We start from the raw sequence: 22,982 nt of genomic DNA, 5'->3' as shown, positions 1-22,982 counted from the left end.
AGAATGAGAGTAATACCTGCCATAGATATCATAGATGGTAAATGTGTTCGCCTTTCTAAAGGGGATTATGATACCAAGATAATATATAATGAAAACCCGTTGGAAGTGGCCAAGCGTTTTGAAGCCCACGGCATTCAATATTTACACTTGGTAGATTTAGACGGCGCAAAATCCAAACATATAGTTAACCATAGTATTTTAGAGCAAATAGCCTCAAAGACAAGTTTGCAAATAGATTTTGGAGGGGGTTTAAAGACTGATGAAGACTTGCGTATCGCCTTTGAAAGCGGAGCTATCCAGGTTACGGGTGGAAGTATTGCGGTGAAGAATGCGGAAGTATTTTTGGGTTGGATCGCCAAACATGGTTCCGATAAAATCATTTTAGGCGCAGACGCTATGGACGAAAAAGTGGCCGTTTCTGGATGGCAGGAAGAATCCAAAGAGGAACTCATCCCGTTTATCGAACAGTATCAGTCCAAAGGTATTCAGTATGTTATTTGTACGGATATTAGTAAAGATGGCATGCTGGAAGGACCGTCGTTTGGTTTGTATCAAAAGATTTTAAGTAGTACGTCTAAAGAGCGGCCGTTAAAGTTAATTGCTTCCGGTGGTATATCTACCTTTGACGAATTACCCAAATTGGCAGAATTAGGTTGTGAAGGTACCATTATCGGAAAGGCAATATATGAGAACAGAATCAGTCTTAAACAATTGGAAACATACATTATAAGTCGTGGATAAAGAAGAACAATTAGTACAGGAATTGGTCAACAATGCGCTTTATCGTATGGATGAGAGTACGCGTATGATTAAAAAAAGTCTGGAAAATGTAAGCGATGAAGAATTATGGTCCAAACCTAATGCTTCCTTAAACAGTATCGCTAATTTATTACTGCATTTATGCGGGAATATATCACAATATGTTATTTCCTCATTAGGGGAAACCGAGGATAAAAGAGAACGAGATGCAGAATTCACTACTGGTGGAGGATTAACAAAAAAGGAGCTGCTACAAAAGCTTGAAGAAACCGTGGACATGGCCAAACGCATCATTTACGATACCGATACCGAACAATTTTTGAAAAAGAGGCAAGTTCAAGGATTTACCTTTTCCGGAGTTGGTATTGTGCTGCATGCAGTGGAACATTATTCATACCATACGGGACAAATTGCATTTTGGGTAAAACAGTTGAAAGACATAGACCTAGGGTTTTATGACGGTATGGATTTAAATATTAAAAACAAAGATTCATAATGCTAGCGAAGAGAATTATACCATGTCTGGATATTAAAGATGGAAGAACAGTAAAAGGCGTCAATTTCGTTGATTTGCGTGATGCTGGTGACCCGGTAGAGCTAGCAGCCATTTATAGTGAGGAAGGCGCAGACGAGCTAGTTTTTTTAGACATTTCCGCTACGGAACAGAAACGAAAAACCTTGGCAGAGTTAGTATATAAGGTTGGTGAAAGAATAAATATTCCTTTTACAGTAGGAGGAGGCATTTCTTCTGTGGCAGATGTGGATATCTTATTACAGAATGGAGCGGATAAGGTGAGCATCAATTCATCTGCCGTCAAAAATCCGCAGTTAATAAACGATTTAGTGGCCAAATTTGGGTCTCAATGTATTGTTGTGGCTATTGATGCGAAACAGATTAACGGTAATTGGATAGTGCATTTAGTAGGTGGTAAAGTACCTACGGAACTAAACTTGTTCGATTGGGCTAAAGAAGTGGAAGAAAGAGGAGCGGGTGAAATTCTATTCACCTCTATGGATAATGACGGCACTAAAGACGGGTTTGCCAACGAAGCACTGGCAAAATTATCCACAAGCCTTAAAATTCCCATAATTGCTTCTGGAGGAGCGGGAAATATGCAGCATTTTACGGATACCTTTGTTGATGGTAAGGCAGATGCTGCATTGGCAGCCAGTGTATTTCACTTTAAGGAAATAAAGATTAAAGATTTAAAAGAAGAATTACAGGAAAAAGGAATTCCGGTAAGACTGTAGAACTTGGCTCTTTTTTGATTGATGATCTTTTCTAAATAGCACCATCAACAAAAAACGAACAACAAACAACCATGGTTATGAAAGTAGATTTCAATAAGAAATCAGGCGGATTAGTCCCAGCAATCATCCAAGATGCACGAACCAAAAGTGTATTAATGCTGGGATATATGAACGAAGAGGCATTAGCGAAAACGCAAGAATCGGGCAAGGTTACTTTTTTCAGTAGGTCTAAACAACGTTTATGGACAAAGGGGGAGGAGAGCGGTAATTTTCTTCATGTCATGGACATTACCAATGATTGCGATAAAGACTCCCTCTTAATACAGGTGAATCCCGTTGGGCCTGTTTGCCATACGGGAAGTGATACCTGCTGGAACGAGAAAAACGAATCCCAATTTGGATTCTTTTCCGAGCTTGAGGATACCATTCAACAGCGTCGTACTGCTGCCGATGGTGAAAAATCCTATGTGGCTTCCCTATTTCAGAAAGGAATCAACAAAATAGCCCAAAAAGTTGGTGAAGAGGCTGTAGAAACGGTCATAGAGGCTATGGATAATAATGATGACCTTTTCCTTTATGAAAGTGCAGACTTGTTGTTTCATTATCTCATATTGTTGCAGGCCAAAGGTTATACCTTAAGAGATATTGAAAAGGAACTAATGAAGCGTAAGAAATAGCAAAAGCTCTACGCATCCGCTTTAATAAGGTCTTTAAATGTTTACGGTTTTTTAAAAGGAAATATTTTAAAGAAAGTTAGACTACGCCAAAGCCATTCTAGCGGACCATAATTATAATACGATAGCCATATTTTACTTAGCCATACTTGAAACGCAATGAATACTAATGCAATTAAAAAAGTATATAGTTGGCGTAATTCACCAATGAGACCAAATCCCCAGCCATAAAGTAATAGGGTGCCTATAATACTTTGCAATACGTAATTGGTCAGTGCCATTCTGCCATAGGGTGCTAATTTGGACAACCACCTTTCCGGTTTGGTCTTCTTATAAAGAATTACGAAAATAGCGATCCACAGAAAGGTCATCGCCATATTACCAATATCTACAGCGGATAAGCCTACCATTGCAAACCAACTATCCAGACCGCCATCTGGGCCTACTTGAGAGAATGCCCCAGCAACAAGTCCCAAGGAAACGACGAGGATTACGGAAGACCAAATCACGGTATTCTTTAGTAATTTTTTGTTGTTCCTGTAATTTTTAAAGTATTCTTGCCGTCCTACGAACAACCCTATAAGGAAAAAGGCGAAAGTAAAGTATCCCCTTCCAAAAATACTGAACTGATAATCGGCCTTATCCAAATGGCCTTGTAAGCCATTAGCTTTGAAAACATCCCAAAGACTTCCCTCTTTCAATACATTATAATAATCAACGACCCATGCCGCATTGTTATCCATTTCTGGACTACCTCCCCAAATACTATCCGTTCCAATAAAAAAGTAAATGATATACCTGGCAATGCCTAAAAACAAAATTGCGGAAATTGCGAGTAGCCATTTCGATTTAATTCTATAAAAAGGGATTAGGAAGAGGCCAAGAAACGCATAAATGGTTAAAATATCTCCTCTATAGAAAAGGCTGTGTACATATCCAATTGCCAATAGGATAATCAGACGCCAAAGAAATCGGCCTCCGAAGGGTTTCCCTTTTTTTGAGCCATTATCCATCTGTATAAAAAAGCTCAGTCCAAATAAAAAAGAGAACAAGGCGATAAACTTTCCTCGTAGAAAGAAGAAGATTAAACCATCAATAATATTATCTATCACCCCAACATGAACCGCGTCGTTAAAGCTTTGAGGCGACATGGAGCCTATATAATTCTCCGTCATATGACAGATTAGAATTCCTGCGAGAGCAAGACTTCTTAAGGAATCAATGATTTCTATTCTAGTGGATTTTGATGATGACATAGGGTTTGATTTTGATTGATGTAAGTGATTGAATAACAATACTATCCGTTAAGATAATCATTATTTTTTGGGACTACCACCAGACCACGAATAATTTTTCATAAAGGCCATTAGCTTTTCGCATCCATACCATAGGTGCCCTTTCTTGTATCATACGCAGATTAATATCCATAAGTATTTCAAAATGCGAAGACCAGCTGACGTTTTCATGGGGCGCTACTACCCATTGTGATTTAAAAGGAATATAATAACTGTAGGAGCTAAATTCTTTTCGCTTAAAGTCCTCGAATTTCAACCAGAATCCAACAAGACAATCCTTGTTCAGCGGTCTAATGTGTACCTTATTAATGCCATAGGGGTAAAACAATTGTGCTTTGTAGCAAACTTGATGGTCAATTTGTTCTGTAGATAATCCCATTTGTTCCAATGCCGAAACTGCCGGAGCCGAACGCAACAAGGGAATCTGTTCTTTCTTGATTTTTTCCATCTTGGTGAAAAACATGTCGCGACGATTAGGGCCCATCAGTTGATGAACAGGTGCTGTGATATTGGTATCGATGATGTAGAACTTATAGGTTAGTTCTACATGTACCAAAGCATGAGTAGCCTGTTCCCTTAGTATAAAATCTATCTCTCCTATAGTCTGTTTGCCCGCCCTTACGGGGAGGTTGTGCAAGACCACGTCGTATTGCGTATCATATGCTAGCAGTTGTTTACAGAGATATTCCATTTGATGCCCTAATCGAATCCTTTCTGGAATAGGTTCTGGCTGAAAATGCTTTAACTGCAGTTCTGGAAATTTAAATTGTTGGAGCCCAAATTGCTCGTTAACCCATAAAGGTGGGGTATTTATAAATCCGATACATTGTTGAAGCAACATGAAATCGAAGTTACTACAAACCTTTAAGTTTTCTTAAAATAAACGAGGGCTAATGGGAAATGTATTATTTTTATACTATGCCTATGAATATAAGAAAAGGATTCCGCTTCGTTCCCTATGAAGCGCCTGAACAAAGCACTTTTGATAAGCTTTTTGAAATTTTTCAGGAACTCATTACCCATACTTCTGGAGATTTTGATGAGGCCATAGATTGGTTACGCGAATTGGATAAGGAATACGAACTCACCGATGACGATTATACCATTGAAGATTTTATAGAGGAATTGAAGGCCAAAGGCTACATCCGAGAAGAATTTGAGGACGGTGGCGGTGAAACGGGAGAAGATGGTGAAGAAGGAAAAGGAGCCGGTAACGGAGCCATTTCCATAACCGCTAAAATGGAACGTATTATAAGACAGCGCGCTTTGGACCAAATATTCGGAAAACTGAAGCGTAGCGGTTCAGGGAACCATAAGACAGGGAAATCCGGTCAGGGTGATGAACATACGGGCGATTTTAGGGAGTACCGCTATGGAGATGGTCTGGAACATATTTCCATGACGGAAAGTCTAAAGAATGCGCAGGTAAATCATGGTATCGGCAGCTTTAGGTTAAGTGAAGAAGATTTAGTGGTGGAAGACACCCAGTACAAAGCACAGATGAGTACCATACTGATGATAGACATTAGTCATAGTATGATTCTTTATGGTGAAGACCGTATAACTCCTGCTAAAAAGGTAGCTATGGCGCTTTCCGAATTAATTACCACAAGATATCCCAAGGATACGTTGGACATTCTGGTTTTTGGAAACGATGCTTGGCCCATATCCATAAAGGAATTACCTTATTTAAAGGTTGGGCCTTACCATACCAATACGGTAGCCGGCCTACAACTGGCCATGGATATGCTGCGACGTAAACGAAATACCAACAAACAAATTTTTATGATCACCGACGGCAAGCCTAGCTGCTTACGTATGCCGGATGGCACCTATTATAAGAACAGTGTTGGCCTGGACGATTACATTGTGGAAAAGTGCTATAATATGGCACGGCAGGCGCGGAAAATGCATGTCCCCATCACTACCTTTATGATTGCGCAGGACCCTTATTTGATGAAGTTTATCAGGGAGTTCACGGAGGCTAACAAGGGGAAGGCATTTTTTACCGGTCTTAAAGGTCTTGGTGAAATGATATTTGAGGATTACGAATCCAATAGGCGTAAAAAGCTGCGATAATGATGACTCCTCTATAAGTTGATATGACTGTAAGTTACGTAGGGAGGTATTCCAATTGAAAAAGAAAAAGATTGAAAATAACTATGAATTTGAATTATAAAGAAATTACTACACTAGGAGCGCTTAAAAAATCCGGTTATAAAACAAAGTCCATTAAGGACGAATTACGGGATAATCTTAGAGAACGCATAAAATCAGGGGAAGAAACCTTCACGGGAGTTTGGGGTTATGAAAACTCTGTAATTCCTGAATTGGAACGCGCTATTTTATCAAGGCATAACATTAACCTATTAGGGCTTAGAGGTCAAGCTAAAACACGTTTGGCCAGATTAATGGTGAATCTGCTGGACGAGTGGGTGCCGGTAGTAGAAGGTTCTGAAGTAAATGACGACCCCTTAAGCCCTATGTCGCGCTTCGCTATGGAACTCATAAAGGAGAAAGGAGACGAGACACCTATAACCTGGTTGCATCGAGACCAACGCTTTTCTGAAAAATTGGCCACGCCAGATGTTACCGTTGCAGATTTAATTGGCGATGTGGACCCTATTAAAGCGGCGAACCTAAAACTTTCCTATGCGGATGATCGTGTCATTCATTTTGGAATGATTCCCAGGGCAAATCGCTGTATTTTTGTGATTAACGAGTTACCCGATTTACAGGCACGTATACAAGTATCGCTATTTAATATATTGGAAGAGGGCGATATTCAGATAAGAGGTTTTAAGCTACGCCTACCTTTGGATATTCAATTTGTGTTTACGGCGAATCCTGAGGATTATACCAATAGAGGAAGTATCGTTACGCCTTTAAAGGATAGGATAGGCTCTCAAATCTTGACCCATTATCCAGATGATATAGAAACGGCCAGAAAAATTACCTCTCAAGAAGCGCATTTGGACGATAGACAGTCCAATGCAGTCTATGTGCCGGACATCGCCAAGGATTTATTGGAACAGATAAGTTTTGAAGCCAGGAACAGTGAATATGTAGATGCTAAAAGTGGGGTGAGTGCTCGTACAAGTATTACAGCGTTCGAAAACTTGCTGAGTACGGCGGAACGTAGAGCTCTCTTAACGGGAGCGGACAGTACCATGGTACGTTTAAGTGATTTTCTAGGGGTAATCCCCGCCATTACGGGTAAGATTGAGCTGGTCTATGAAGGAGAGCAGGAGGGGGCCGATGGCGTAGCGGCGATTTTAATCGATGACGCGGTAAAATCCCTGTTTCCCAAATATTTCCCAGAAATTAATAAACTGGAACGTAAAGATGCCGAAACACCGTATGACGAATTGTTACACTGGTTCTTTCAAGGTGAAGGCTTTGAGTTGTTAGATGATTTTACGGACGAGGAATACAAACGTTCGTTGGATGGTATTCCAGAACTGAACCAGCTTTTAAAGACCCATCAACCGGATTTTCCCAAGGAAGATGTTTATTTTCTGAAGGAATTGGCACTGTGGGGATTGGTTTCGTTTAAAAAATTAAGCAAACAGCGCTTTGAAGATGGCTATCAATTCAAAGATTTATACGGTAGTTTTATACGCGGACTTTAATTCAAAAGCCTTCCAATTCGGAAGGCTTTTTTCATGGCAATTAGTTTACCTTTTGGCGATGTGATGCAATTATCAGCTCCGATTTCCAGCCCTAAGACCCTATCGATTTCCTCTGATTTGGGGGTTAGCATGATTACGGGAGTATCCTTTTCCGCTCTAAGTTTTTTGCAAATTTCTACACCATCCAACGTAGGCAAAGTCAGGTCTAGAATAATTAAATCAAAATCGGTATTCAAAGCCAATAACGAACCTTCAGCATCACCTATAGTCTTTACGGTCTTATAGTTTAAATTTCTATTGGAAGAATATCCAAGAGGTAATTAATTTCCAAATCATCTTCTATAATGAGTATATCTTTCAGAATGAAACTTTAAAAAGCAAAACATAAAGTATCATCTAAATATCATAGTGTAATAAGTGTTGGACTCTTTACACAACCATAGGACCACAGCATAAAAGTCAAGCTTCCAATGGACTTCTTACAAAAACAGGTGTTTTTAATTGAAAAGCGACCTAGAATTATGATGTCCGGATAATCACATTTAGTTCCAACGATCCACGTGTTGGTTCATATCATCGAAGAGGTAGGTTCCTATCAATTCCTTTCTGTAACCAAAAATCAGCAAAGTGAGTACGATAAGGGATGCATATAGGACTAAAATTGAAAGCCCTACAGGAAAAAAGGTTTTTGGAAACAATGAATTTTTATAGTCAAAATAGGAGAGTATAATTAAAAGGGTATCAAAGAATTTAAAACAACATACCAACAGAATAATGTACAACGAATATTCTAGATTTCGCATTTTAGGGCTTCCGAAGAGATTCTCCTTTACTTTGCACCAAAATTGATAGAGATAACTAAAATGAATTAGCGATAATAATGGAATAATATAATTATCAATTTTAAAGACATAAAATCTGTTGCTGTATAGTCCGTAGAAGTTAGAGAAATCCAATAACAAAAGGATACTTATAGACAGGACAAGAGCAAGCTTCCAAGTAACGGTTACTTTAGTAGTATTCATTTAAGTAGGTTTCGGGGTCTGGGAACCGTAATCGATAGCTAAAACGTTAAGAGTATTACTTTTATTTCAATAAAATCGATGAACTACGTATACTATTGAAAATAGTTTATGAATGATTGACAATCAATTATCTATTGAAAAAAATAGGGCTGGTGACCCAACCCTATGCTACTTTATACTGTTCCTAATTTAGGACAACCATCCTTTTTTGATAGCGGTATTGGCCAATAGCACTAGCGCTATGCCAATAATTAACACCATTATGGGCATGATCATGGCACCTGGTCCATATACTTCAAAATTGTTACTCATAAAGAAGGAATGGGACATTTGTGCTAAAATCCCTATCAGAGAAATGATAAATACGGGTTTTGCCCATTTCTTTTTTAACAAAAGCGCAATACAGCCTAAGGCACCGCCCCATACTGCAACGGCAAATGCACCGGTTACCCAAGCGGGCCGCGATTCGTAGAGTAGACGCTCTGCCTGACTCATTTGCTCTAAGGTCTCAATGCTCATGTAGGCTTGCCCTAGATAGGCCATGACACCGGCCAAGTTCCAAAGAAGTGCAAGTGCATTTACAATCCAAAACCACATGGGTGGCTTGTTCATTGAATTTGTCATAATATTTTGGTTTAGGTTAAATAGTTGGGTTAATTTACAAAAAAGAAACTAGTCATAGCGGTACTATTGATTGTTGCCTTAACCGCTTTAAATGAACGAGGTAGTATCTTTAAATTATCATGAAACAAAAACGTTATTACTATATCGTACGATTGGCCTATTTAGGGTTTAGATTCAGTGGTTGGCAAAAGCAACCTGGACAGCGCACCATTGAAGGCATGCTTCAAAAAACGCTAAAATTTATACTTCCAGAGGCTAACTATAAAATTCTTGGTGCGGGAAGAACAGATGCAAAGGTGTCTTCGTTAGACGCGGCATTTGAACTATTCATTGCAGAAGAACCACTATCGGATTTAAACGAATTCATACAACTTTTTAACCGTAATTTACCTCCGGATATCAAAATAACCTCGATTACGCCTACCGATAAGAAGTTCAATATTATTCAGGATAGTAAAAGCAAAGAGTACATTTATTTGTTTTCTTTTGGAACAAAGAACCATCCGTTCTGCGCTCCTTTTATAGCCAATATTATAGAGGAATTGGATATAGACCTCATGATCAAGGCAGCGAAGCTATTTGAAGGAGAACACGATTTTTCTGCCTATACAGCAAGATTACAGCCCAACGCAAAAGTCATACGGCATATTGATTCCTGTGAAATTACCAACAACACCTATTTTGATGCCACTTTTTTTCCAAAGCAAAGCTATGCCCTTAGCGTTCGCGGCGAAGGATTTATGCGCTATCAAGTACGGATAATGATGGGTGCGCTAATACAGTTGGGCAAGGGAGCGTATGACATCGCAACCATAGAAGCTTCTCTTAAAACGGGTTACGATGAGCAACTTAATTTTGTTGCCCCAGGCTCCGGACTCTTTCTGAACGGCTTGGATTTTACGCAATGATCCCATTAAAGATACCCGGAGACTTACCATGAGCATTTTCTTATGGTGACATAAGCGCTTTTAGTATCTTTAGGTAAAATTAGTGTCATGGCCCAAAAAAGAAAATTAAGTCTTCCTAAAAGAAAAAAGAAAGTCTCCCGAGTACAAGGGAAGATGGGGAAAGCACCGGGCACCGTAAGTTATTTGGGTACCAAAGAGAAGGGGGAAAGCATAGTACACGTTATGGAATACAATACGGATTCCTTTAAAATGTCCGATCCTATAGACCTTAAGACCATCGTGAACCTAAAAGAATCTCCGGACACTTCTTGGATAAACGTTGTAGGGATTACGGATGAGGCATTTATTGAGGAATTGGGGAAACGATTCAAGCTAAATCCGTTACTTCTAGAAGATGCGATTAATACGGACCAAAGACCTAAGATTGATGAGTATGAAGATTATATTTTCGGGGTGTTTCGAATGTTATACCTCAATCAACAAGATGAAATCGTAGGGGAACACATCGCTATGGTACTAATGGAAAAGACCGTACTGGTTTTTCAGGAAGTGGAGGAAGATGTGTTTGATGGGGTACGGAACAGGATACAGTCCAAATTGGGAAGAATAAGGACCAGAGGCGCGGATTACCTGTTTTTTGCCATGTTGGATGCCATCATAGATAATTACTTTTTGGTATTGGAACAGATCAACCACAGGATAGAAGTGCTAGAGGACGAGGTGTATACCAATCCTAAACCTGTAGTAGCCCAAAATATACAACAGTTAAAGAAAGAAGTACTAAAAGTAAGACGGTGGATATTCCCGGTCAAAGAACTCATCAACCGTCTTATTGAATCGGAGCATCCGCTCATACACCAAGATACCAAACTGTTCTTAAGGGATGCTTTGGACCACACCTTAGAAATAAACGAAAGCCTGCAGATCTATCGTGAAATGAGTATGAGTCTTATGGAAATGTACATGAGTAACATGAGTAACAAAATGAACGAGGTCATGAAAGTGCTGACCATTATGGCATCTATATTTATACCCTTAACGTTTATTGCCGGGGTGTACGGAATGAATTTTGACCACATACCGGAACTTCACTGGGAAAACGGCTACTATTACGTTTGGGGCCTTATGATCGTACTCTTCTTGGGTATGTTAATCTATTTTAAGAAAAAAGACTGGCTTTAACATTCCTTATGTTAATTCTTACCAACTTCTGTTAAACACCGTTAAATCACTTGACATTTTTCCATATACCCTTATATTAAAAGTGTTGGATAATTAAATACATATTCTTTTAAAAGCATTCCGCCAGTAAGGTCGATACTCTTTCGGCCACCAAGAGCTTCACTCCAACAACTACACATTTTGTTTAACTTTTAAAAAATTAAATCCATGAACTATTTGAATATAGATGAAAAAAAATTATTGCCAACTATCAAGGAATTGAATACCCTTTTGGCAGATTACCATATGTACTATCAAAAATTAAGAAACTTTCACTGGAACATCCTAGGAAATAATTTCTTTGATTTGCACGAAAAATTCGAAGAATTATACGGAGAAGCGAGAGTAAAAATAGATGAGATTGCCGAACGTATCCTAACATTGCGTTACCACCCGATAAGTAATTACTCAGAATACCTGAAAACATCATCCATTAAGGAAAGTGATACCAACTTTAGTGATGTGGAAATGGTAAACGAGTTGCTAGAAGCCCATAGTTTATTATTAAAGCAAATGACTACGGTGGTAAATAAGGCAGATGAAATTAATGATGAAGGAACCATTGACCTCATTGGAGCTTACATACGAGAATTAGAAAAGAACAGTTGGATGCTCGATGCCTGGAACAGAAAAAATTCAGAGCGATTGAAAGAAGCTACCGCATAGTAGAACACCCAATAGTAAAAATAATTAATAACCCTAAAAACAATACATTACAAATGAATACTAGAAAAATAAATATTTTAATTGCAAGTTTAATGATGACTACCGGAGTGGCTATTGCCCAAGATAATCCTACCGAGGCCTTGGAAACCACCCAGTCCAAAACATATACCGTAAACACGGGCAACGAAATGGTAAAACGCACCGTGGAAATAAGCACGATGCGAAACACCGCAGTACAGTTGAACGAAGAGGACAGTACAAAAATTGACCAATCCAGAGTAATGGATAGCGTTGCTAAAATTACCAAAACGGTAAAAATCGATAATGACGCGGATGATGCTTTTGACGAGAAAATCGTATTTACCTATAATTCGGACATGCCAGAGGATTTTGTGCTGATATCGAATAAAAATGAGCTGGCCGTAGCCATAGACGAGGGAGAAAACCTAAAAATCGTTGAAAATATGAGTTTGAAATCCAAAAATGACTTTGCGAACAAACAGACCTATATTTTCACGGATAATAACGGAAAAGAGATTGAATTCTTGGTGGAAGAATACACTAAAGAAAGTATGAACATGTCAGATTCCAAATAATTGGACCCACATACAAGACAAGAAAGATCCTTCGGGGTCTTTTTTCGTTTTGAACAGAATAAAACATATTTCGTACATTGAGAAGGTATGTTCAACGCCGTAGATTGGAAATATGTTTTAACGATTGTTGTGATCGTTTATCTTGTGATCAATATCCTCGTATATTTTTTACAGGATTTTTTAATGTTCAAACCGGAGAAGCTAGCAAAGGACTTTCAGTTTTACTACGAAAACCAGGAAATTGAGGAGTATAATATAGAAACCAGGGACGGTGCCATCATAAACGGACTCCGTTTTAAGACGCCAAACCCCAAAGGGGTTGTTTTTTACCTCAAGGGGAACTCCAAAAGCATCAAAGGTTGGGGTAAGTTCGCCGTGGATTTTACGCGTCATGGCTATGATGTTATTATGGTAGATTACCGTGGTTTTGGCAAAAGCACCGGTAGAAGAACCCAGAAGGCCATTAAGCGCGATCTACAGGTGGTCTACAATAAAATAAAGGATAACGTAGCGGAGAAATATATCATTCTTTACGGCCGTTCCCTAGGTTCCGGATTTGCCACGAAATTGGCTTCCATGAACAACCCGCGTATGCTTATACTAGACGCACCTTACTACAGCTTAAGTAAGGTGGCCAAGAAATACGTGCCCTTTATGCCCTTGTCCTTGCTTATTAAATTTCCCATGCCCACCTATAAATGGTTGAAATACGTAAAATGTCCCATACACATCATCCATGGTACGGATGATAGACTTATTCCCTATAAGACCAGCGTAAAACTCTCCAAAATACAGCCTAAATCTACCACCTTGCATTCTGTGATCGGTGGCGGACATAAGAACCTGAATACTTTTGAAGCTTACCATAAAATGTTGGCTGACATCATAACGTCCCGTCCAAAACCTGTAAATTTGGAAGGCTCCAGTATTAACGTAAAGCACTCCTCAAGAAAAACGAATGCGTAGACTTAAAAAAATTGGTATCGTACTAGCGGTATTATACGTAATACTGCTCGGTGTTACCTATGCCTTTCAGGAAAAACTCATCTTTATCCCGTCCAAAATGCCGGTAAATCATGTGTATGATTTTTGCCAACCTTATGAGGAATTTTGGCTAACCGCACCGGATGGCGCGCGTCTGAATGCCGTAAACATCCAGAACAACTCACAAAAAGGGGTAGTGCTCTATTTTCATGGGAACTCGGGAAATATCTCGCATCTCATTCACGTAGCTAATTTAGTGACCCGTTACGACTATGATGCTATTTTCGTGGATTATAGAACCTACGGGAAAAGTACGGGAGAACTTAGCGAAGCTGCCATTAAAAGTGATGCGCAACTTTTTTATGACTATACCAAACTGCGCTACGATGAAAGTAAGATCGTAGTTTATGGACGTTCTTTTGGAACAGGAGTAGCCTCTGGGCTAGCTGCGGAAAATAATCCTTGTAAGCTAATTTTAGAATCACCCTTCTATAGTGCGGTGGCACTTGGAAAACACCGTTTTCCTATTTTCCCGATTGACCTATTGTCTAACTACCGCTTTCCTTCAAATGAATACGTGCAGCGCGTAAAATGTCCCATAACCATTATTCATGGTACGGCGGATGGTATTATTCCTTTTGAGCAGGCGCAGGATTTATTTACACAAGTACCCGAAGGCCAAGGCACTTTTTATACGGTAGAAGGTGGCGGACACAATTACCTACAGGATTTTGATGTTTTTAAGAAGGCTATGGATGCTGCTTTAAGATAGGATTGGGTTTTTTTATTAGTTTTTTATAACCGTTAGTTACGGGTTCGTATGCGAGGATTTTTGGTTTAGCGCTGACTTTAGCAGTTCCGAGTAGATTCGGACATAGTCGAATTCCTTTTATTTGCAATTACACATTGTTGTTCGTAATTATTTTTTAACTCCAATTGGATTAATTTTTAATCCTTCTCCTTTGTTGTTTAATTTCTTTTCTATCTCTCTTTTTTTGAATTCTAGTTTTTCTTTTTCCAACCTATTGTTCCATTCAATAAAAAGAAGCATTAAATTTTTATAATGACCATTTTTAAAGGAAAGAGCAATAACAGGCATTAATCGTTTTACTATTTCGCAATAACTTCTCCCTGTAGTTATATATCCAATTTTTTCAGCAGCAACTCCTGAAATAAAGTAAACTGCAAAGCCCTCTAAAGAGTTCAACAAATCGGTAATGTATTTTGAATTATTTAATTTATCTATTTCATCTTCAAGAACATCTCCATTTGGTTTTATTTCAAACCCTTTTTCTTTTATTTTAACATTAAATTTATCAAAAAAAGAATGTTTTTCATCACGTAGATTTCCCTCTAAAGGAATTATTTTTTCTCCAAACACACAACATTGTTCGGCTGCACTTTTGAATGCCTCTCTTTTGTTGTTTGTTCTAGAGTTTTGTTTCGCAACTTTAATCTGTTTAAGTCCTCTAATTGCTATATAGACTAAAAGAGGTCCAGCAGTTAAATAATATATTATTTCTAAAATATCTTTTGTTAATTCCATTTAAAGTGTCCGTTTTAATTGTGCCCAGCGCACAAATAAATGGAATTTCAACACTTCGGCAAGCTCAGCACAGGTTCCATTTATCCGATGTAACAAAGTTCGCTTATCTTCAAAATGAAGTCAAGGGTTCTTACAAAAGTTTGTAAGAAAGTTTTGAACAGCAAAAGATGGTTGTTTTAAAAGTACATGTTAACCGTGTAAGGCGGCGGACACCATTATCTACAGGATTATGAAGGCTTAAATAATGCCACGGATAGCACTTTAGGATAAGGATAGGGTTTTGTGATCGGTTTTGTGTATCATTGGGTGCGAACTTTTCCAACGAAAAAAGTCAGACTGTACCTAAAATGTTTAATCACAGGGATTTCCATTTTGGGAAATCCGTCCACAATTAATTATATACCGTTTTGTACGTAGGTTTTGTTCTTCCTACTATTTATAAAGGTATCGACGCACCAATGCCTAATCTTGCCCCGGTCCAACCAGTTCTAACTGGACTACCTGAATTATCTTCAATAAAAAAATCGCGATCTTCTTTTAAGAATTGCTTTCCACCTAAGACCACATCAAATCCTACACTTGCCCTCAACTTGATTATGGAAATGGTATATTCATAAATCACACCAACGCCTGCTCCTAGGTCTATTGATGAAGTTGATATCGTTTCTGTTCTTGCACTATCATTAATTTCATTAAAACTTACGATATCAAAATTGCTGTAAGTGGCAAAACCCTTAATGCCTAAGGTTAATTCACCGGTATTTTCACCTCCTAAAAGAGCAAACTCATACATACCACCTAAAGTATAGCCAGTTAAGGGTTGGGTCAATCTTATCGTGCCTGAAAAGTCGGAATATGAAATTTTACCTCCCGTATTCGTATAACTTCCAAAAATTGAAGTATTTATTGAATTGATTTTATAACCTATGGTAAAGCCATAATTGGCAGGAAAGTTGTCATTTATCCGAACATCTACCTCGGTGATATCATTTGCAAATTCTTCTTGAAAGTTCTTTAAAGAGCCATGGGAAAAAGTGTTGTAGTTGAACTCAAAAAATAACTTTCCACTTTGAGCTTTTCCTGAATGCACAAAAAAAAGTATCATTGACCCTAGTATAAAAATAAATCTCATAAATACCTAGTTAAAGTAAGTGTCTAAAAAAAGACCTTGGTTTGAAATAAACTTACGGTTCAAAGGATAATATTGAAGTCCCGTATTATTTTCAAAACATTCCAAAGACTTTTCTACTTGTCCATTTAAATTAACTAAATGGGCCATGTCAATCTGATAACCATCATAGTCCCTTTGAAACATGGTGAGCTTTTCATTAACTGAATCATAATTTATTCTATATATGTTAGTTATTGCAGAGACATTTATTGAAGTATTTTGTTCGTAATTATAAATTACAGGATTGCCATAAACATTACTGTATACGCATAATTGCTTTTCTGGGATAAAAAGGACCTCATGAGCCGAAACATTATTTGTAGTTTCTATTGTTTTTATTGCTTCATAAGATTGATTGTTAAGCAGATATATTGTTCCTTGATTAAAAATCGCCGAGCCATCTTCGGCTACAAAAAATCTATAATCCACTGCGTCCTGGTATACCAATTCATCAGTCCCAGTGTTGTAGATTGAAACATTGCTACCATTGGTTCTTTCAATAATTAAAAACCGATTTCTCAAACGGGTAATAATAAAATCTGAAGGAGCAACATAATCTGTCGATTCGAAAGTTTCTTTTATGGTCAATGAAGTTGGGTCAACAAAATATGAAGAGTCAAATAAATCTAAAATAATATCATTGGTAACAGGATCAATGATTAAATCAACATAACTATCATAAATAGTAAAGAGGCTTCTTGAATTTAGCACTTCCAGATTTTCTGGGTTAAGCTCATATAACACGACATCCCTTGGTGCGTTAAAAGAGCTTGAGCCATCTAAAACTACTGTGAAAATTGTGTTTCTTTCTTTGTTGAATACGTAGGTTTGCCCCCAAGGTACATCAAAAGTTTTACCGAAATGTATCCTTTCAGAAACATGGTGCAAGCCATAGCCACTGTTATTTCTTTGTAAGTTAAGGGAGTGGTAATCTTGCTGCCCAAAAGTAGGGGCATCATTGACCACATATTCACCGCCTCTATTGCTAAGCGTAACAAAAGTATTATTGGGGCGCACATTATAATTGTAATTATCAAAATTGTTATACAGCGGGTGTTCTGCCCAAATAAACTTATAGCTCGAACCATCTATAATTTCTCCATACAGTTTTGGTTTATCTAAGGTCAAATTGATTCGCTCACTCTCCGTTTCACCGTATCTGTTTTTTAAGGTTATGCTAAAATCCATGATTAAATCTGTGCTTATGGTATCATTAAATTGTAGGCTATTTATGATTTCCTGGTTAAGTTCAATTTTTCTCAGAGCTGAATAGTCATTTGGTGGATATACATTTAAATGGGCTTCTTGAAAAATATTATCTTCAACTGAATTCCAATTAAGGAAAATGGAACCATCAATTACTTCTACGCCTAATATTGATATTGGCTTCGGGCTCGATTTATCGACAATTATCGTGTAGCGCAAAATACTTTCATAACGTTCAAAATCATTCTGGTCAGCCAAACTTCTAGAACCAGAAGAATATTGAAATTTTATTGCAACCTCATGTTCCCCTTCCGATAGAGGATCGGGATTAATTTCAAAAGAGTCACTAGTATTTGAGCTTCCTAAGATTCCCCTATTGTCTATTGTAATATTTACACTATATAGTCTATGCTTGTTGTTTCCATTAAAAACATAGCTTGACATTATAGGTTGAGAAACAATCATATTGTCTTCTAATAAGGAGACTGTCAATAATGCACTGGATTCAGGCTGTTCCAACTCAACAAAATAATCATCCGAAAATTGAAAGGAGCATGAACTAAATAAGCTAAAAAGAAGAAAGTGTATTAGGAGATTAGTCCATCTTTTTTGAATTACCTTCATAGGCATTGGGTTATCAACAATATTATTTAAAATTTATTTCATTGAATAAGATTAAAACGGGATTTTTTAATTTATGGTCTATTTTATTGGACAAATAATTATTTTCTTGGTTATAACTTTCTTGAAATTCTCATTAGTATTCAAATTTACGCCCAAACCATAGCTAAGTGGCGTTTCAACACTTCGTCAAGCGCAGCACAGGTTCCATGTATTCCTTGTTAACGAAGTCTGGTAATCTCAAAAAGACCCTACTAATGTTAGCATCGTATTTTTCCGTACTTATTTCATTTTCTGACTTTCTTTCGCTAAAAAGTCATTTATAATTTTCACTTGTTTATCAATATCTTTTAGCTTTACGATGCTATATATTAAACTTCTTTTTTTTCCGTCCGTTAGCTTGTTGAAAATTGCTTTTGAGTCCGAATCTTGCGCAAGAAAAACAGTGAGTACTTCTGGCATGTCAACCCCTAATTGGTCTGGGTCTTCATCAATTCTGTAATCGACTTCTTCTCCGAGCTCCTTATTAAGTTTCTCAAGATATTTTCCAGCCACGATTACATAAAAATTTCCATCGCCTAAATGATTCAAGCCACAGCGATAAGAAACGTTAGCATCAATGGTGCAAATTATTCTTGTGGCTCTTTTTTTACTGAATTGGTTTATGATTTCCGCATCTAGTTTTAAGTAATAATAACCACCCTTTCTTTTTTCGAGTTGTTTAATGGTTTGTTTACCTTGAAACGTTTTCATTACTAAAATACTTTTTGTTCAATAACTACAATTCGTTTTAACCCCAATTTACAAATCTTTAATTTTAGATTTATGGGGTTCAGTTATTGAATAATCCTTTTGTGTTGAAGATAGTGTCTCAAAGTTTGTAATTACAGGACAAAGCTAATCGTCCTCAGTTACAGTTCTTATTGTAAAAGTCCACAACCTGAAAAACATATTTAAAGTCCTTTTCGGCTATTTTCTTCTGTGCTTCCGGACAGTCAGAAAGGTAGGCACTAACCGCTTTTTTTGCTATCTGGCTTCGTATATTCTCTGCGGGAATGAAAAAATTATCTTCAGTTTTCTTAATTAAACCAATTGATTCTAAATCGTTATTGTCATGGTCTATCCATTCCAATTCATAGTGAGATAATGTTCCTTTCGAAATCACTTTTAAAAAATGTTGAACACCATCTTGAGAGATATGGTATTCGGTATCAAGAAAACGACCATTTTTAAACAGTTTGGTTTCCTCGTTTAAGGAATAGCTTTTATAGTCGTATCCGTTTACGTTAAAGGAAAGTACTTTTTTCCGCTTAAAGCTTCTTTTTCTTCCATTTACGTCTGTCAGTCTTATTCTCCCGTAAAATTCACTGAGCGCGAACCCTTCCTTAAAATAATCGACCTTGCCGTAAATTTTTTCCCCTGTAATCAGCACAATATGATCTAAAGGTACATTTTTTGGAAGGGCTATTGTATGGCAGGACATGAGATACAGCGTGACAACAAGACAAAATAAATACCTTCTAACTTTCATATAATCGTAATGTTTATTGTTGAGATTGATGTTTGTGTAAATGGTGTCCTAAGGTGCTAAAAGTAGAGTTTTACTACTTCATCAATCACAGCACAGATTTTTTTATCGGTTCTTTACGAAGTTAACCATTCCCCAGTTTCAATTTATGTGGTCTCCACTTGATAGTAAGAAAGTTCTGAACACCCCTGAATAAGCCAATAGCTGTTAATCGAACAAATCAGAGGAAAGGTAACGGTCACCTCTATCGCAAATAATGGAAATAATGACCCCATGGTCCAGTTGAGCGGCCAAACGTAATGCCACGGTCGCTGCACCGCCACTGCTCATTCCAGAAAAGATACCTTCTTCCTTGGCCAATCTTTTGGCCATAGTTCTTGCTTCTGCTTCGCTAACCTCCATGACCGTGTCCACTTTCTTCGCATCAAAAATTTTGGGTAAATAGGCCTTGGGCCATTTGCGTATCCCAGGTATTTTAGAATTGTCGGTAGGTTGTACCCCCACAATTTGCACAGCTTCATTTTGCTCTTTTAAATAGGTGGAAGTACCCATAATGGTCCCTGTGGTGCCCATAGAGGAGACAAAATGGGTGACCTGTCCGTGCGTATCCTTCCAAATCTCAGGTCCTGTGGTTTTATAATGCGCTTTCCAGTTATCCGGATTCCCAAACTGGTTCAGCATAATGAAACCCTCTTTGTTCACCTTTTCCTCGGCATAGTCCCGCGCTCCTTCAATACCAACATCCGCCGGTGTTAGGGTAACTTTGGCACCATAGGCCCGCATGGTCTGTACGCGTTCTTTGGTGGAATTTTCGGGCATCACCAATTCGATGTCCAAACCATAAATACCTGCTATCATGGCCAAAGCGATACCCGTATTGCCGCTCGTGGCTTCTATCAATTTATCGCTGGTTTTTATGCTTCCCGTTTCCAGTCCGCTTTTAATCATATTATAAGCGGCCCTGTCCTTAACGCTACCGCCTGGGTTGTGGCCTTCCATCTTAAAGAAAAGCTTCACATTGGGATTGGTGTTCAGTACGCGGGATGCTACCAAAGGTGTGTTTCCTATTAAATCTAAAATGCGCTTAGACATTGGGTAAGGTTTTAATTTTTATTTCTGGTGTATGGAACACGGTGGAATGTGGTGGAACTGAAGCCGTAAGCCATGCATTTCCACCAATGACGCTGTTGGCTCCAATGACCGTTTCACCTCCTAATATCGTGGCATTGGCGTAAATGGTTACATTATCTTCTATGGTCGGGTGTCGCTTGGTTTTTTGCAAATGCTTGGCCACGTAAAGTCCGCCTAAGGTTACGCCTTGATATATTTTCACATCATTCTTTATGATAGCGGTCTCCCCAATAACCACGCCTGTGCCGTGGTCTATATGAAAGGATTTTCCGATTTGGGCTCCAGGGTTAATATCAACGCCGGTCTGCCGATGCGCATATTCCGTCATTAAGCGCGGTACGAGCGGAAAACCTGTTTGGTATAGCTCGTGGGCCAATCTGTAGATGGCGATGGCATAGAAGCCTGGGTAGGCCATATACACCTCTTCAATGGATAAGGAGGCAGGGTCACAGTTCACGGTGGCCTCTGCATCAAGATTTAAACTTTCTAAAATGGTGGGGAGTTTTGCTACGTAGTTTTCCCAGATCTTTTTACAAGGTTTTTCACTTTCCCAGCAGGCTAAATCCACAAGGTTGTCAAACTGTTGTTCTAAGATTTCCAGATTGCCGGAAACCGGAGTTTCGATATCGAATAGGGTATAGAAAAGCAAATTCGTGAAAGTTTCCGTATCTCTTTTCAAACGAAACCTGAGATTAGGCTGTTTCTTATGCCTGTTGATACTGGTAATGATAGATTGATGATCCATAGGTTGTACTTTACTCGGTATCCGAGATTTGAAATAGGCCGACGCTTTCTCGGGAGCTAATCCTGATTTCCCCGTTCTGCGCCTTGGCTTGTTATAAGGTCATTTCCAAAATCAAAATTAACCAATTAATACTATCGTCTTAAAGGCAAATGGTTAACTTTAGCTTAAAATAACAAGACCTAAGTCGTATGTTACACCCTGCTATTACCAAACCAACGCTACAATTTTTAACGGACCTCAAGGAAAATAATAATAGGGAGTGGTTTGCCGAACATAAGGGGCAATTTAAACTACGGGAAACGGAAGCCAAAGCTTTCTTTAACGAGGTGTTGGAGAAAATGAAAACGCACGATGAAATAGAAAAACTAAAAGTCTTTCGGATTTATAGGGATGTCCGCTTTTCCAAAAACAAAACCCCTTATAAATTTAATTTCTCCGCTTCCTATACAAGAGCGGGAAAACAACGCCGGGGTGGCTATTACCTTCATATTCAAACACAGGGTAGTTTTATCGCTGCTGGTTTTTGGGCACCGGAAAAGGAAGACCTGTTCCGAATTAGAAAAGAATGGCAGATAGACCCGAGCGATTTTCGTGAAATTATGAGCAAAAAAGCGTTCAAAGACGTTTGGGGATCACTGGCGGGTGATGAATTAAAGACCGCTCCAAAGGGGTTTGATAAGGAAGACCCCAATATTGACCTCATTCGCAAAAAGCAGTATATTTTTGTTAGGAATTTTAGCGATAAAGAGGTCTTGTCCGCAAACTTTGCGGATACTGTCAATGCCTCCTTTAAGGTGATACGACCTTATTTTGATTTAATGAGTGCGGTGTTGACCACTAATCTTAACGGGGAATCGCTATTGGATTAAAGCCTTTTTTTCAAAATATTGAATTTGGTCCTGAAGGCGTTTTATCACCATATTGATGATTCTTTTGTTAAGGGCGGATGAATTTTGAATATAGTTCGCATATTCTTCAACAGTGAACTGCCCCATGATGATACCTTTTACGGAGTTCCTATATTTGATGTCCTTCTGTAGGGCGTTGGCAATATAATCCATGCGCTTTTCTAACCGTAATTCATAAAAAGTATTTTTAGTTTTTACGATGTAGTTTTGGAGGGAGGCCAGCAACAAATCGTTCTGAAATTTAATGATAGGGCGGAGGGTTTCATTTTGAAAACGCTCATCCGGACTCATATTAGAATGTATTCTTGCCGAAGTAATTTCTGGACGAATTTGTTTTAAACTGTGGGACCTATCGTTCATGTCAATCTTGTTTTTCTAAAGGTAGCCAATAAGAAAGGGTGCTTTTGAAGTGCGGATATTAGTTTTTAACGGGTTTATAAACAGTGAACCCGACCTCTACACTATAAATTATTGGTTATTTTTATGGGAAA

At 38.3% G+C, this 22,982-nt stretch carries 26 protein-coding genes; 13 read left to right on the top strand and 13 right to left on the bottom strand.

Features of this window, described 5'->3' with window-relative positions; all coding sequences use genetic code 11:
- Positions 1-3: 3 nt before the first annotated feature.
- Genes hisA through hisIE form a run of 4 tightly spaced genes read left to right on the top strand, consistent with a single transcriptional unit; the run spans position 4 to position 2,687 of the window.
- Entirely contained in the window at positions 4-741 is a 738-nt protein-coding gene (gene hisA / locus BFP77_RS01135; RefSeq protein WP_099572246.1) for a 1-(5-phosphoribosyl)-5-[(5-phosphoribosylamino)methylideneamino]imidazole-4-carboxamide isomerase, read from the top strand.
- Positions 734-1,255: a DinB family protein gene (locus tag BFP77_RS01130; protein ID WP_099572245.1), complete on the top strand. Its 522-nt coding sequence runs from the start codon at positions 734-736 to the stop codon at positions 1,253-1,255. Before hisA ends, BFP77_RS01130 begins: the two co-directional genes overlap by 8 nt.
- Positions 1,255-2,010 carry an imidazole glycerol phosphate synthase subunit HisF gene (hisF, locus tag BFP77_RS01125; protein ID WP_099572244.1) on the top strand — a complete coding sequence of 252 codons (756 nt, stop codon included), beginning with the start codon at positions 1,255-1,257 and terminating at the stop codon, positions 2,008-2,010. Before BFP77_RS01130 ends, hisF begins: the two co-directional genes overlap by 1 nt.
- Before the next feature lie 35 nt (positions 2,011-2,045).
- Complete coding sequence (gene hisIE, locus BFP77_RS01120) at positions 2,046-2,687, top strand: bifunctional phosphoribosyl-AMP cyclohydrolase/phosphoribosyl-ATP diphosphatase HisIE (RefSeq protein ID WP_257212826.1); 642 nt, start codon at positions 2,046-2,048, stop codon at positions 2,685-2,687.
- A 41-nt stretch (positions 2,688-2,728) separates the two neighbouring features.
- Here hisIE and BFP77_RS01115 read toward each other — a convergent pair whose 3' ends face one another.
- A complete protein-coding gene (locus tag BFP77_RS01115) occupies positions 2,729-3,940 on the bottom strand; it encodes a DUF418 domain-containing protein (protein ID WP_099572242.1) in 1,212 nt (403 codons plus the stop codon).
- Positions 3,941-4,013: 73 nt separating this feature from the next.
- Positions 4,014-4,820, bottom strand: coding sequence for a DUF1853 family protein (locus tag BFP77_RS01110; protein ID WP_099572241.1), 807 nt, complete (start codon positions 4,818-4,820; stop codon positions 4,014-4,016).
- 77 nt (positions 4,821-4,897) lie between these two features.
- On the opposite strand from BFP77_RS01110, the gene BFP77_RS01105 reads away from it, so the two are divergent.
- Positions 4,898-6,058, top strand: coding sequence for a vWA domain-containing protein (locus BFP77_RS01105; RefSeq protein WP_099572304.1), 1,161 nt, complete (start codon positions 4,898-4,900; stop codon positions 6,056-6,058).
- An 83-nt stretch (positions 6,059-6,141) separates the two neighbouring features.
- Positions 6,142-7,611 (top strand): AAA family ATPase, encoded by a 1,470-nt coding sequence (locus tag BFP77_RS01100; RefSeq protein WP_099572240.1) that lies wholly within the window; start codon positions 6,142-6,144, stop codon positions 7,609-7,611.
- On the opposite strand, the gene BFP77_RS01095 is transcribed toward BFP77_RS01100, so the two are convergent.
- The 3 genes from BFP77_RS01095 to BFP77_RS01085 all read right to left on the bottom strand — a co-directional run bounded on the left by BFP77_RS01095 (position 7,608) and on the right by BFP77_RS01085 (position 9,260).
- Positions 7,608-7,853: a response regulator gene (locus BFP77_RS01095; protein ID WP_257212821.1), complete on the bottom strand. Its 246-nt coding sequence runs from the start codon at positions 7,851-7,853 to the stop codon at positions 7,608-7,610. The two genes, BFP77_RS01100 and BFP77_RS01095, sit on opposite strands and share 4 nt — an antisense overlap.
- 300 nt (positions 7,854-8,153) lie before the next feature.
- On the bottom strand, positions 8,154-8,636 hold the full coding sequence (locus BFP77_RS01090) for a hypothetical protein (RefSeq protein ID WP_099572238.1): 483 nt from the start codon (positions 8,634-8,636) through the stop codon (positions 8,154-8,156).
- Positions 8,637-8,825: 189 nt separating this feature from the next.
- Complete coding sequence (locus BFP77_RS01085) at positions 8,826-9,260, bottom strand: hypothetical protein (RefSeq protein WP_099572237.1); 435 nt, start codon at positions 9,258-9,260, stop codon at positions 8,826-8,828.
- A 119-nt stretch (positions 9,261-9,379) separates the two neighbouring features.
- On the opposite strand from BFP77_RS01085, the gene BFP77_RS01080 reads away from it, so the two are divergent.
- From BFP77_RS01080 to BFP77_RS01055, 6 genes are all read left to right on the top strand, one after another.
- Positions 9,380-10,168 (top strand): tRNA pseudouridine synthase A, encoded by a 789-nt coding sequence (locus tag BFP77_RS01080; RefSeq protein WP_099572236.1) that lies wholly within the window; start codon positions 9,380-9,382, stop codon positions 10,166-10,168.
- A gap of 87 nt (positions 10,169-10,255) precedes the next feature.
- Positions 10,256-11,350, top strand: a complete 1,095-nt coding sequence (corA, locus tag BFP77_RS01075) for a magnesium/cobalt transporter CorA (protein ID WP_099572235.1) — start codon at positions 10,256-10,258, stop codon at positions 11,348-11,350.
- A 207-nt stretch (positions 11,351-11,557) separates the two neighbouring features.
- The gene (locus tag BFP77_RS01070; RefSeq protein ID WP_099572234.1) at positions 11,558-12,055 is read left to right on the top strand and encodes a Dps family protein; all 498 of its coding nucleotides are present in this window, start codon (positions 11,558-11,560) and stop codon (positions 12,053-12,055) included.
- A 53-nt stretch (positions 12,056-12,108) separates the two neighbouring features.
- The gene (locus BFP77_RS01065; protein WP_143751816.1) at positions 12,109-12,651 is read left to right on the top strand and encodes a hypothetical protein; all 543 of its coding nucleotides are present in this window, start codon (positions 12,109-12,111) and stop codon (positions 12,649-12,651) included.
- Positions 12,652-12,738: 87 nt separating this feature from the next.
- Positions 12,739-13,617, top strand: a complete 879-nt coding sequence (locus tag BFP77_RS01060; RefSeq protein WP_099572232.1) for an alpha/beta hydrolase — start codon at positions 12,739-12,741, stop codon at positions 13,615-13,617.
- On the top strand, positions 13,610-14,407 hold the full coding sequence (locus tag BFP77_RS01055; protein ID WP_099572231.1) for an alpha/beta hydrolase: 798 nt from the start codon (positions 13,610-13,612) through the stop codon (positions 14,405-14,407). The genes BFP77_RS01060 and BFP77_RS01055 overlap by 8 nt, the downstream gene beginning before the upstream one ends.
- Positions 14,408-14,554: 147 nt before the next feature.
- Here BFP77_RS01055 and BFP77_RS01050 read toward each other — a convergent pair whose 3' ends face one another.
- The 7 genes from BFP77_RS01050 to epsC all read right to left on the bottom strand — a co-directional run bounded on the left by BFP77_RS01050 (position 14,555) and on the right by epsC (position 21,583).
- A complete protein-coding gene (locus BFP77_RS01050; RefSeq protein ID WP_099572230.1) occupies positions 14,555-15,181 on the bottom strand; it encodes a hypothetical protein in 627 nt (208 codons plus the stop codon).
- A gap of 436 nt (positions 15,182-15,617) precedes the next feature.
- Complete coding sequence (locus BFP77_RS01045; RefSeq protein WP_099572229.1) at positions 15,618-16,286, bottom strand: hypothetical protein; 669 nt, start codon at positions 16,284-16,286, stop codon at positions 15,618-15,620.
- Positions 16,287-16,319: 33 nt separating this feature from the next.
- Positions 16,320-18,182: a hypothetical protein gene (locus tag BFP77_RS01040; RefSeq protein WP_143751815.1), complete on the bottom strand. Its 1,863-nt coding sequence runs from the start codon at positions 18,180-18,182 to the stop codon at positions 16,320-16,322.
- A 279-nt stretch (positions 18,183-18,461) separates the two neighbouring features.
- On the bottom strand, positions 18,462-18,932 hold the full coding sequence (locus BFP77_RS01035; RefSeq protein WP_099572227.1) for a DUF1905 domain-containing protein: 471 nt from the start codon (positions 18,930-18,932) through the stop codon (positions 18,462-18,464).
- 154 nt (positions 18,933-19,086) lie between these two features.
- Positions 19,087-19,710, bottom strand: coding sequence for a hypothetical protein (locus BFP77_RS01030; RefSeq protein ID WP_143751814.1), 624 nt, complete (start codon positions 19,708-19,710; stop codon positions 19,087-19,089).
- Between the two features lie 204 nt (positions 19,711-19,914).
- Complete coding sequence (gene cysM, locus BFP77_RS01025; RefSeq protein ID WP_099572225.1) at positions 19,915-20,799, bottom strand: cysteine synthase CysM; 885 nt, start codon at positions 20,797-20,799, stop codon at positions 19,915-19,917.
- The gene (epsC, locus tag BFP77_RS01020) at positions 20,792-21,583 is read right to left on the bottom strand and encodes a serine O-acetyltransferase EpsC (RefSeq protein ID WP_099572224.1); all 792 of its coding nucleotides are present in this window, start codon (positions 21,581-21,583) and stop codon (positions 20,792-20,794) included. The genes cysM and epsC overlap by 8 nt, the downstream gene beginning before the upstream one ends.
- A gap of 188 nt (positions 21,584-21,771) precedes the next feature.
- Between epsC and BFP77_RS01015 the strand changes: the two genes are divergently transcribed.
- The gene (locus tag BFP77_RS01015) at positions 21,772-22,452 is read left to right on the top strand and encodes a DUF2461 domain-containing protein (protein ID WP_099572223.1); all 681 of its coding nucleotides are present in this window, start codon (positions 21,772-21,774) and stop codon (positions 22,450-22,452) included.
- Here the strand turns inward: BFP77_RS01015 and BFP77_RS01010 are convergent.
- A complete protein-coding gene (locus BFP77_RS01010) occupies positions 22,441-22,851 on the bottom strand; it encodes a glyoxalase (protein ID WP_099572222.1) in 411 nt (136 codons plus the stop codon). The two genes, BFP77_RS01015 and BFP77_RS01010, sit on opposite strands and share 12 nt — an antisense overlap.
- Positions 22,852-22,982 lie beyond the last annotated feature (131 nt).

Origin of the sequence: Maribacter sp. 4U21, from assembly GCF_002742365.1 — a bacterium.
Lineage (GTDB): Bacteria > Bacteroidota > Bacteroidia > Flavobacteriales > Flavobacteriaceae > Maribacter.
The sequence above is the reverse complement of the archived record's forward strand: the minus strand, read 5'-3'. Positions and strand labels throughout refer to the sequence as shown.

What these genes read in the sequence shown, in the direction of transcription:
- BFP77_RS01060 (WP_099572232.1), top strand. Translation starts at nt 12,739, where the DNA reads ATGTTCAACGCCGTAGATTGGAAATATGTTTTAACGATTGTTGTGATC.
- BFP77_RS01070 (WP_099572234.1), top strand. Translation starts at nt 11,558, where the DNA reads ATGAACTATTTGAATATAGATGAAAAAAAATTATTGCCAACTATCAAG.
- BFP77_RS01015 (WP_099572223.1), top strand. Translation starts at nt 21,772, where the DNA reads ATGTTACACCCTGCTATTACCAAACCAACGCTACAATTTTTAACGGAC.
- BFP77_RS01110 (WP_099572241.1), bottom strand. Translation starts at nt 4,820, where the DNA reads ATGTTGCTTCAACAATGTATCGGATTTATAAATACCCCACCTTTATGG.
- BFP77_RS01085 (WP_099572237.1), bottom strand. Translation starts at nt 9,260, where the DNA reads ATGACAAATTCAATGAACAAGCCACCCATGTGGTTTTGGATTGTAAAT.
- BFP77_RS01040 (WP_143751815.1), bottom strand. Translation starts at nt 18,182, where the DNA reads ATGAAGGTAATTCAAAAAAGATGGACTAATCTCCTAATACACTTTCTT.
- BFP77_RS01080 (WP_099572236.1), top strand. Translation starts at nt 9,380, where the DNA reads ATGAAACAAAAACGTTATTACTATATCGTACGATTGGCCTATTTAGGG.
- BFP77_RS01105 (WP_099572304.1), top strand. Translation starts at nt 4,898, where the DNA reads ATGCCTATGAATATAAGAAAAGGATTCCGCTTCGTTCCCTATGAAGCG.
- hisF (WP_099572244.1), top strand. Translation starts at nt 1,255, where the DNA reads ATGCTAGCGAAGAGAATTATACCATGTCTGGATATTAAAGATGGAAGA.
- epsC (WP_099572224.1), bottom strand. Translation starts at nt 21,583, where the DNA reads ATGGATCATCAATCTATCATTACCAGTATCAACAGGCATAAGAAACAG.
- BFP77_RS01030 (WP_143751814.1), bottom strand. Translation starts at nt 19,710, where the DNA reads ATGAAAGTTAGAAGGTATTTATTTTGTCTTGTTGTCACGCTGTATCTC.
- BFP77_RS01090 (WP_099572238.1), bottom strand. Translation starts at nt 8,636, where the DNA reads ATGAATACTACTAAAGTAACCGTTACTTGGAAGCTTGCTCTTGTCCTG.
- BFP77_RS01050 (WP_099572230.1), bottom strand. Translation starts at nt 15,181, where the DNA reads ATGGAATTAACAAAAGATATTTTAGAAATAATATATTATTTAACTGCT.
- BFP77_RS01045 (WP_099572229.1), bottom strand. Translation starts at nt 16,286, where the DNA reads ATGATACTTTTTTTTGTGCATTCAGGAAAAGCTCAAAGTGGAAAGTTA.
- BFP77_RS01115 (WP_099572242.1), bottom strand. Translation starts at nt 3,940, where the DNA reads ATGTCATCATCAAAATCCACTAGAATAGAAATCATTGATTCCTTAAGA.
- hisA (WP_099572246.1), top strand. Translation starts at nt 4, where the DNA reads ATGAGAGTAATACCTGCCATAGATATCATAGATGGTAAATGTGTTCGC.
- cysM (WP_099572225.1), bottom strand. Translation starts at nt 20,799, where the DNA reads ATGTCTAAGCGCATTTTAGATTTAATAGGAAACACACCTTTGGTAGCA.
- corA (WP_099572235.1), top strand. Translation starts at nt 10,256, where the DNA reads ATGGCCCAAAAAAGAAAATTAAGTCTTCCTAAAAGAAAAAAGAAAGTC.
- BFP77_RS01055 (WP_099572231.1), top strand. Translation starts at nt 13,610, where the DNA reads ATGCGTAGACTTAAAAAAATTGGTATCGTACTAGCGGTATTATACGTA.
- BFP77_RS01100 (WP_099572240.1), top strand. Translation starts at nt 6,142, where the DNA reads ATGAATTTGAATTATAAAGAAATTACTACACTAGGAGCGCTTAAAAAA.
- BFP77_RS01035 (WP_099572227.1), bottom strand. Translation starts at nt 18,932, where the DNA reads ATGAAAACGTTTCAAGGTAAACAAACCATTAAACAACTCGAAAAAAGA.
- BFP77_RS01010 (WP_099572222.1), bottom strand. Translation starts at nt 22,851, where the DNA reads ATGAACGATAGGTCCCACAGTTTAAAACAAATTCGTCCAGAAATTACT.
- BFP77_RS01065 (WP_143751816.1), top strand. Translation starts at nt 12,109, where the DNA reads ATGAATACTAGAAAAATAAATATTTTAATTGCAAGTTTAATGATGACT.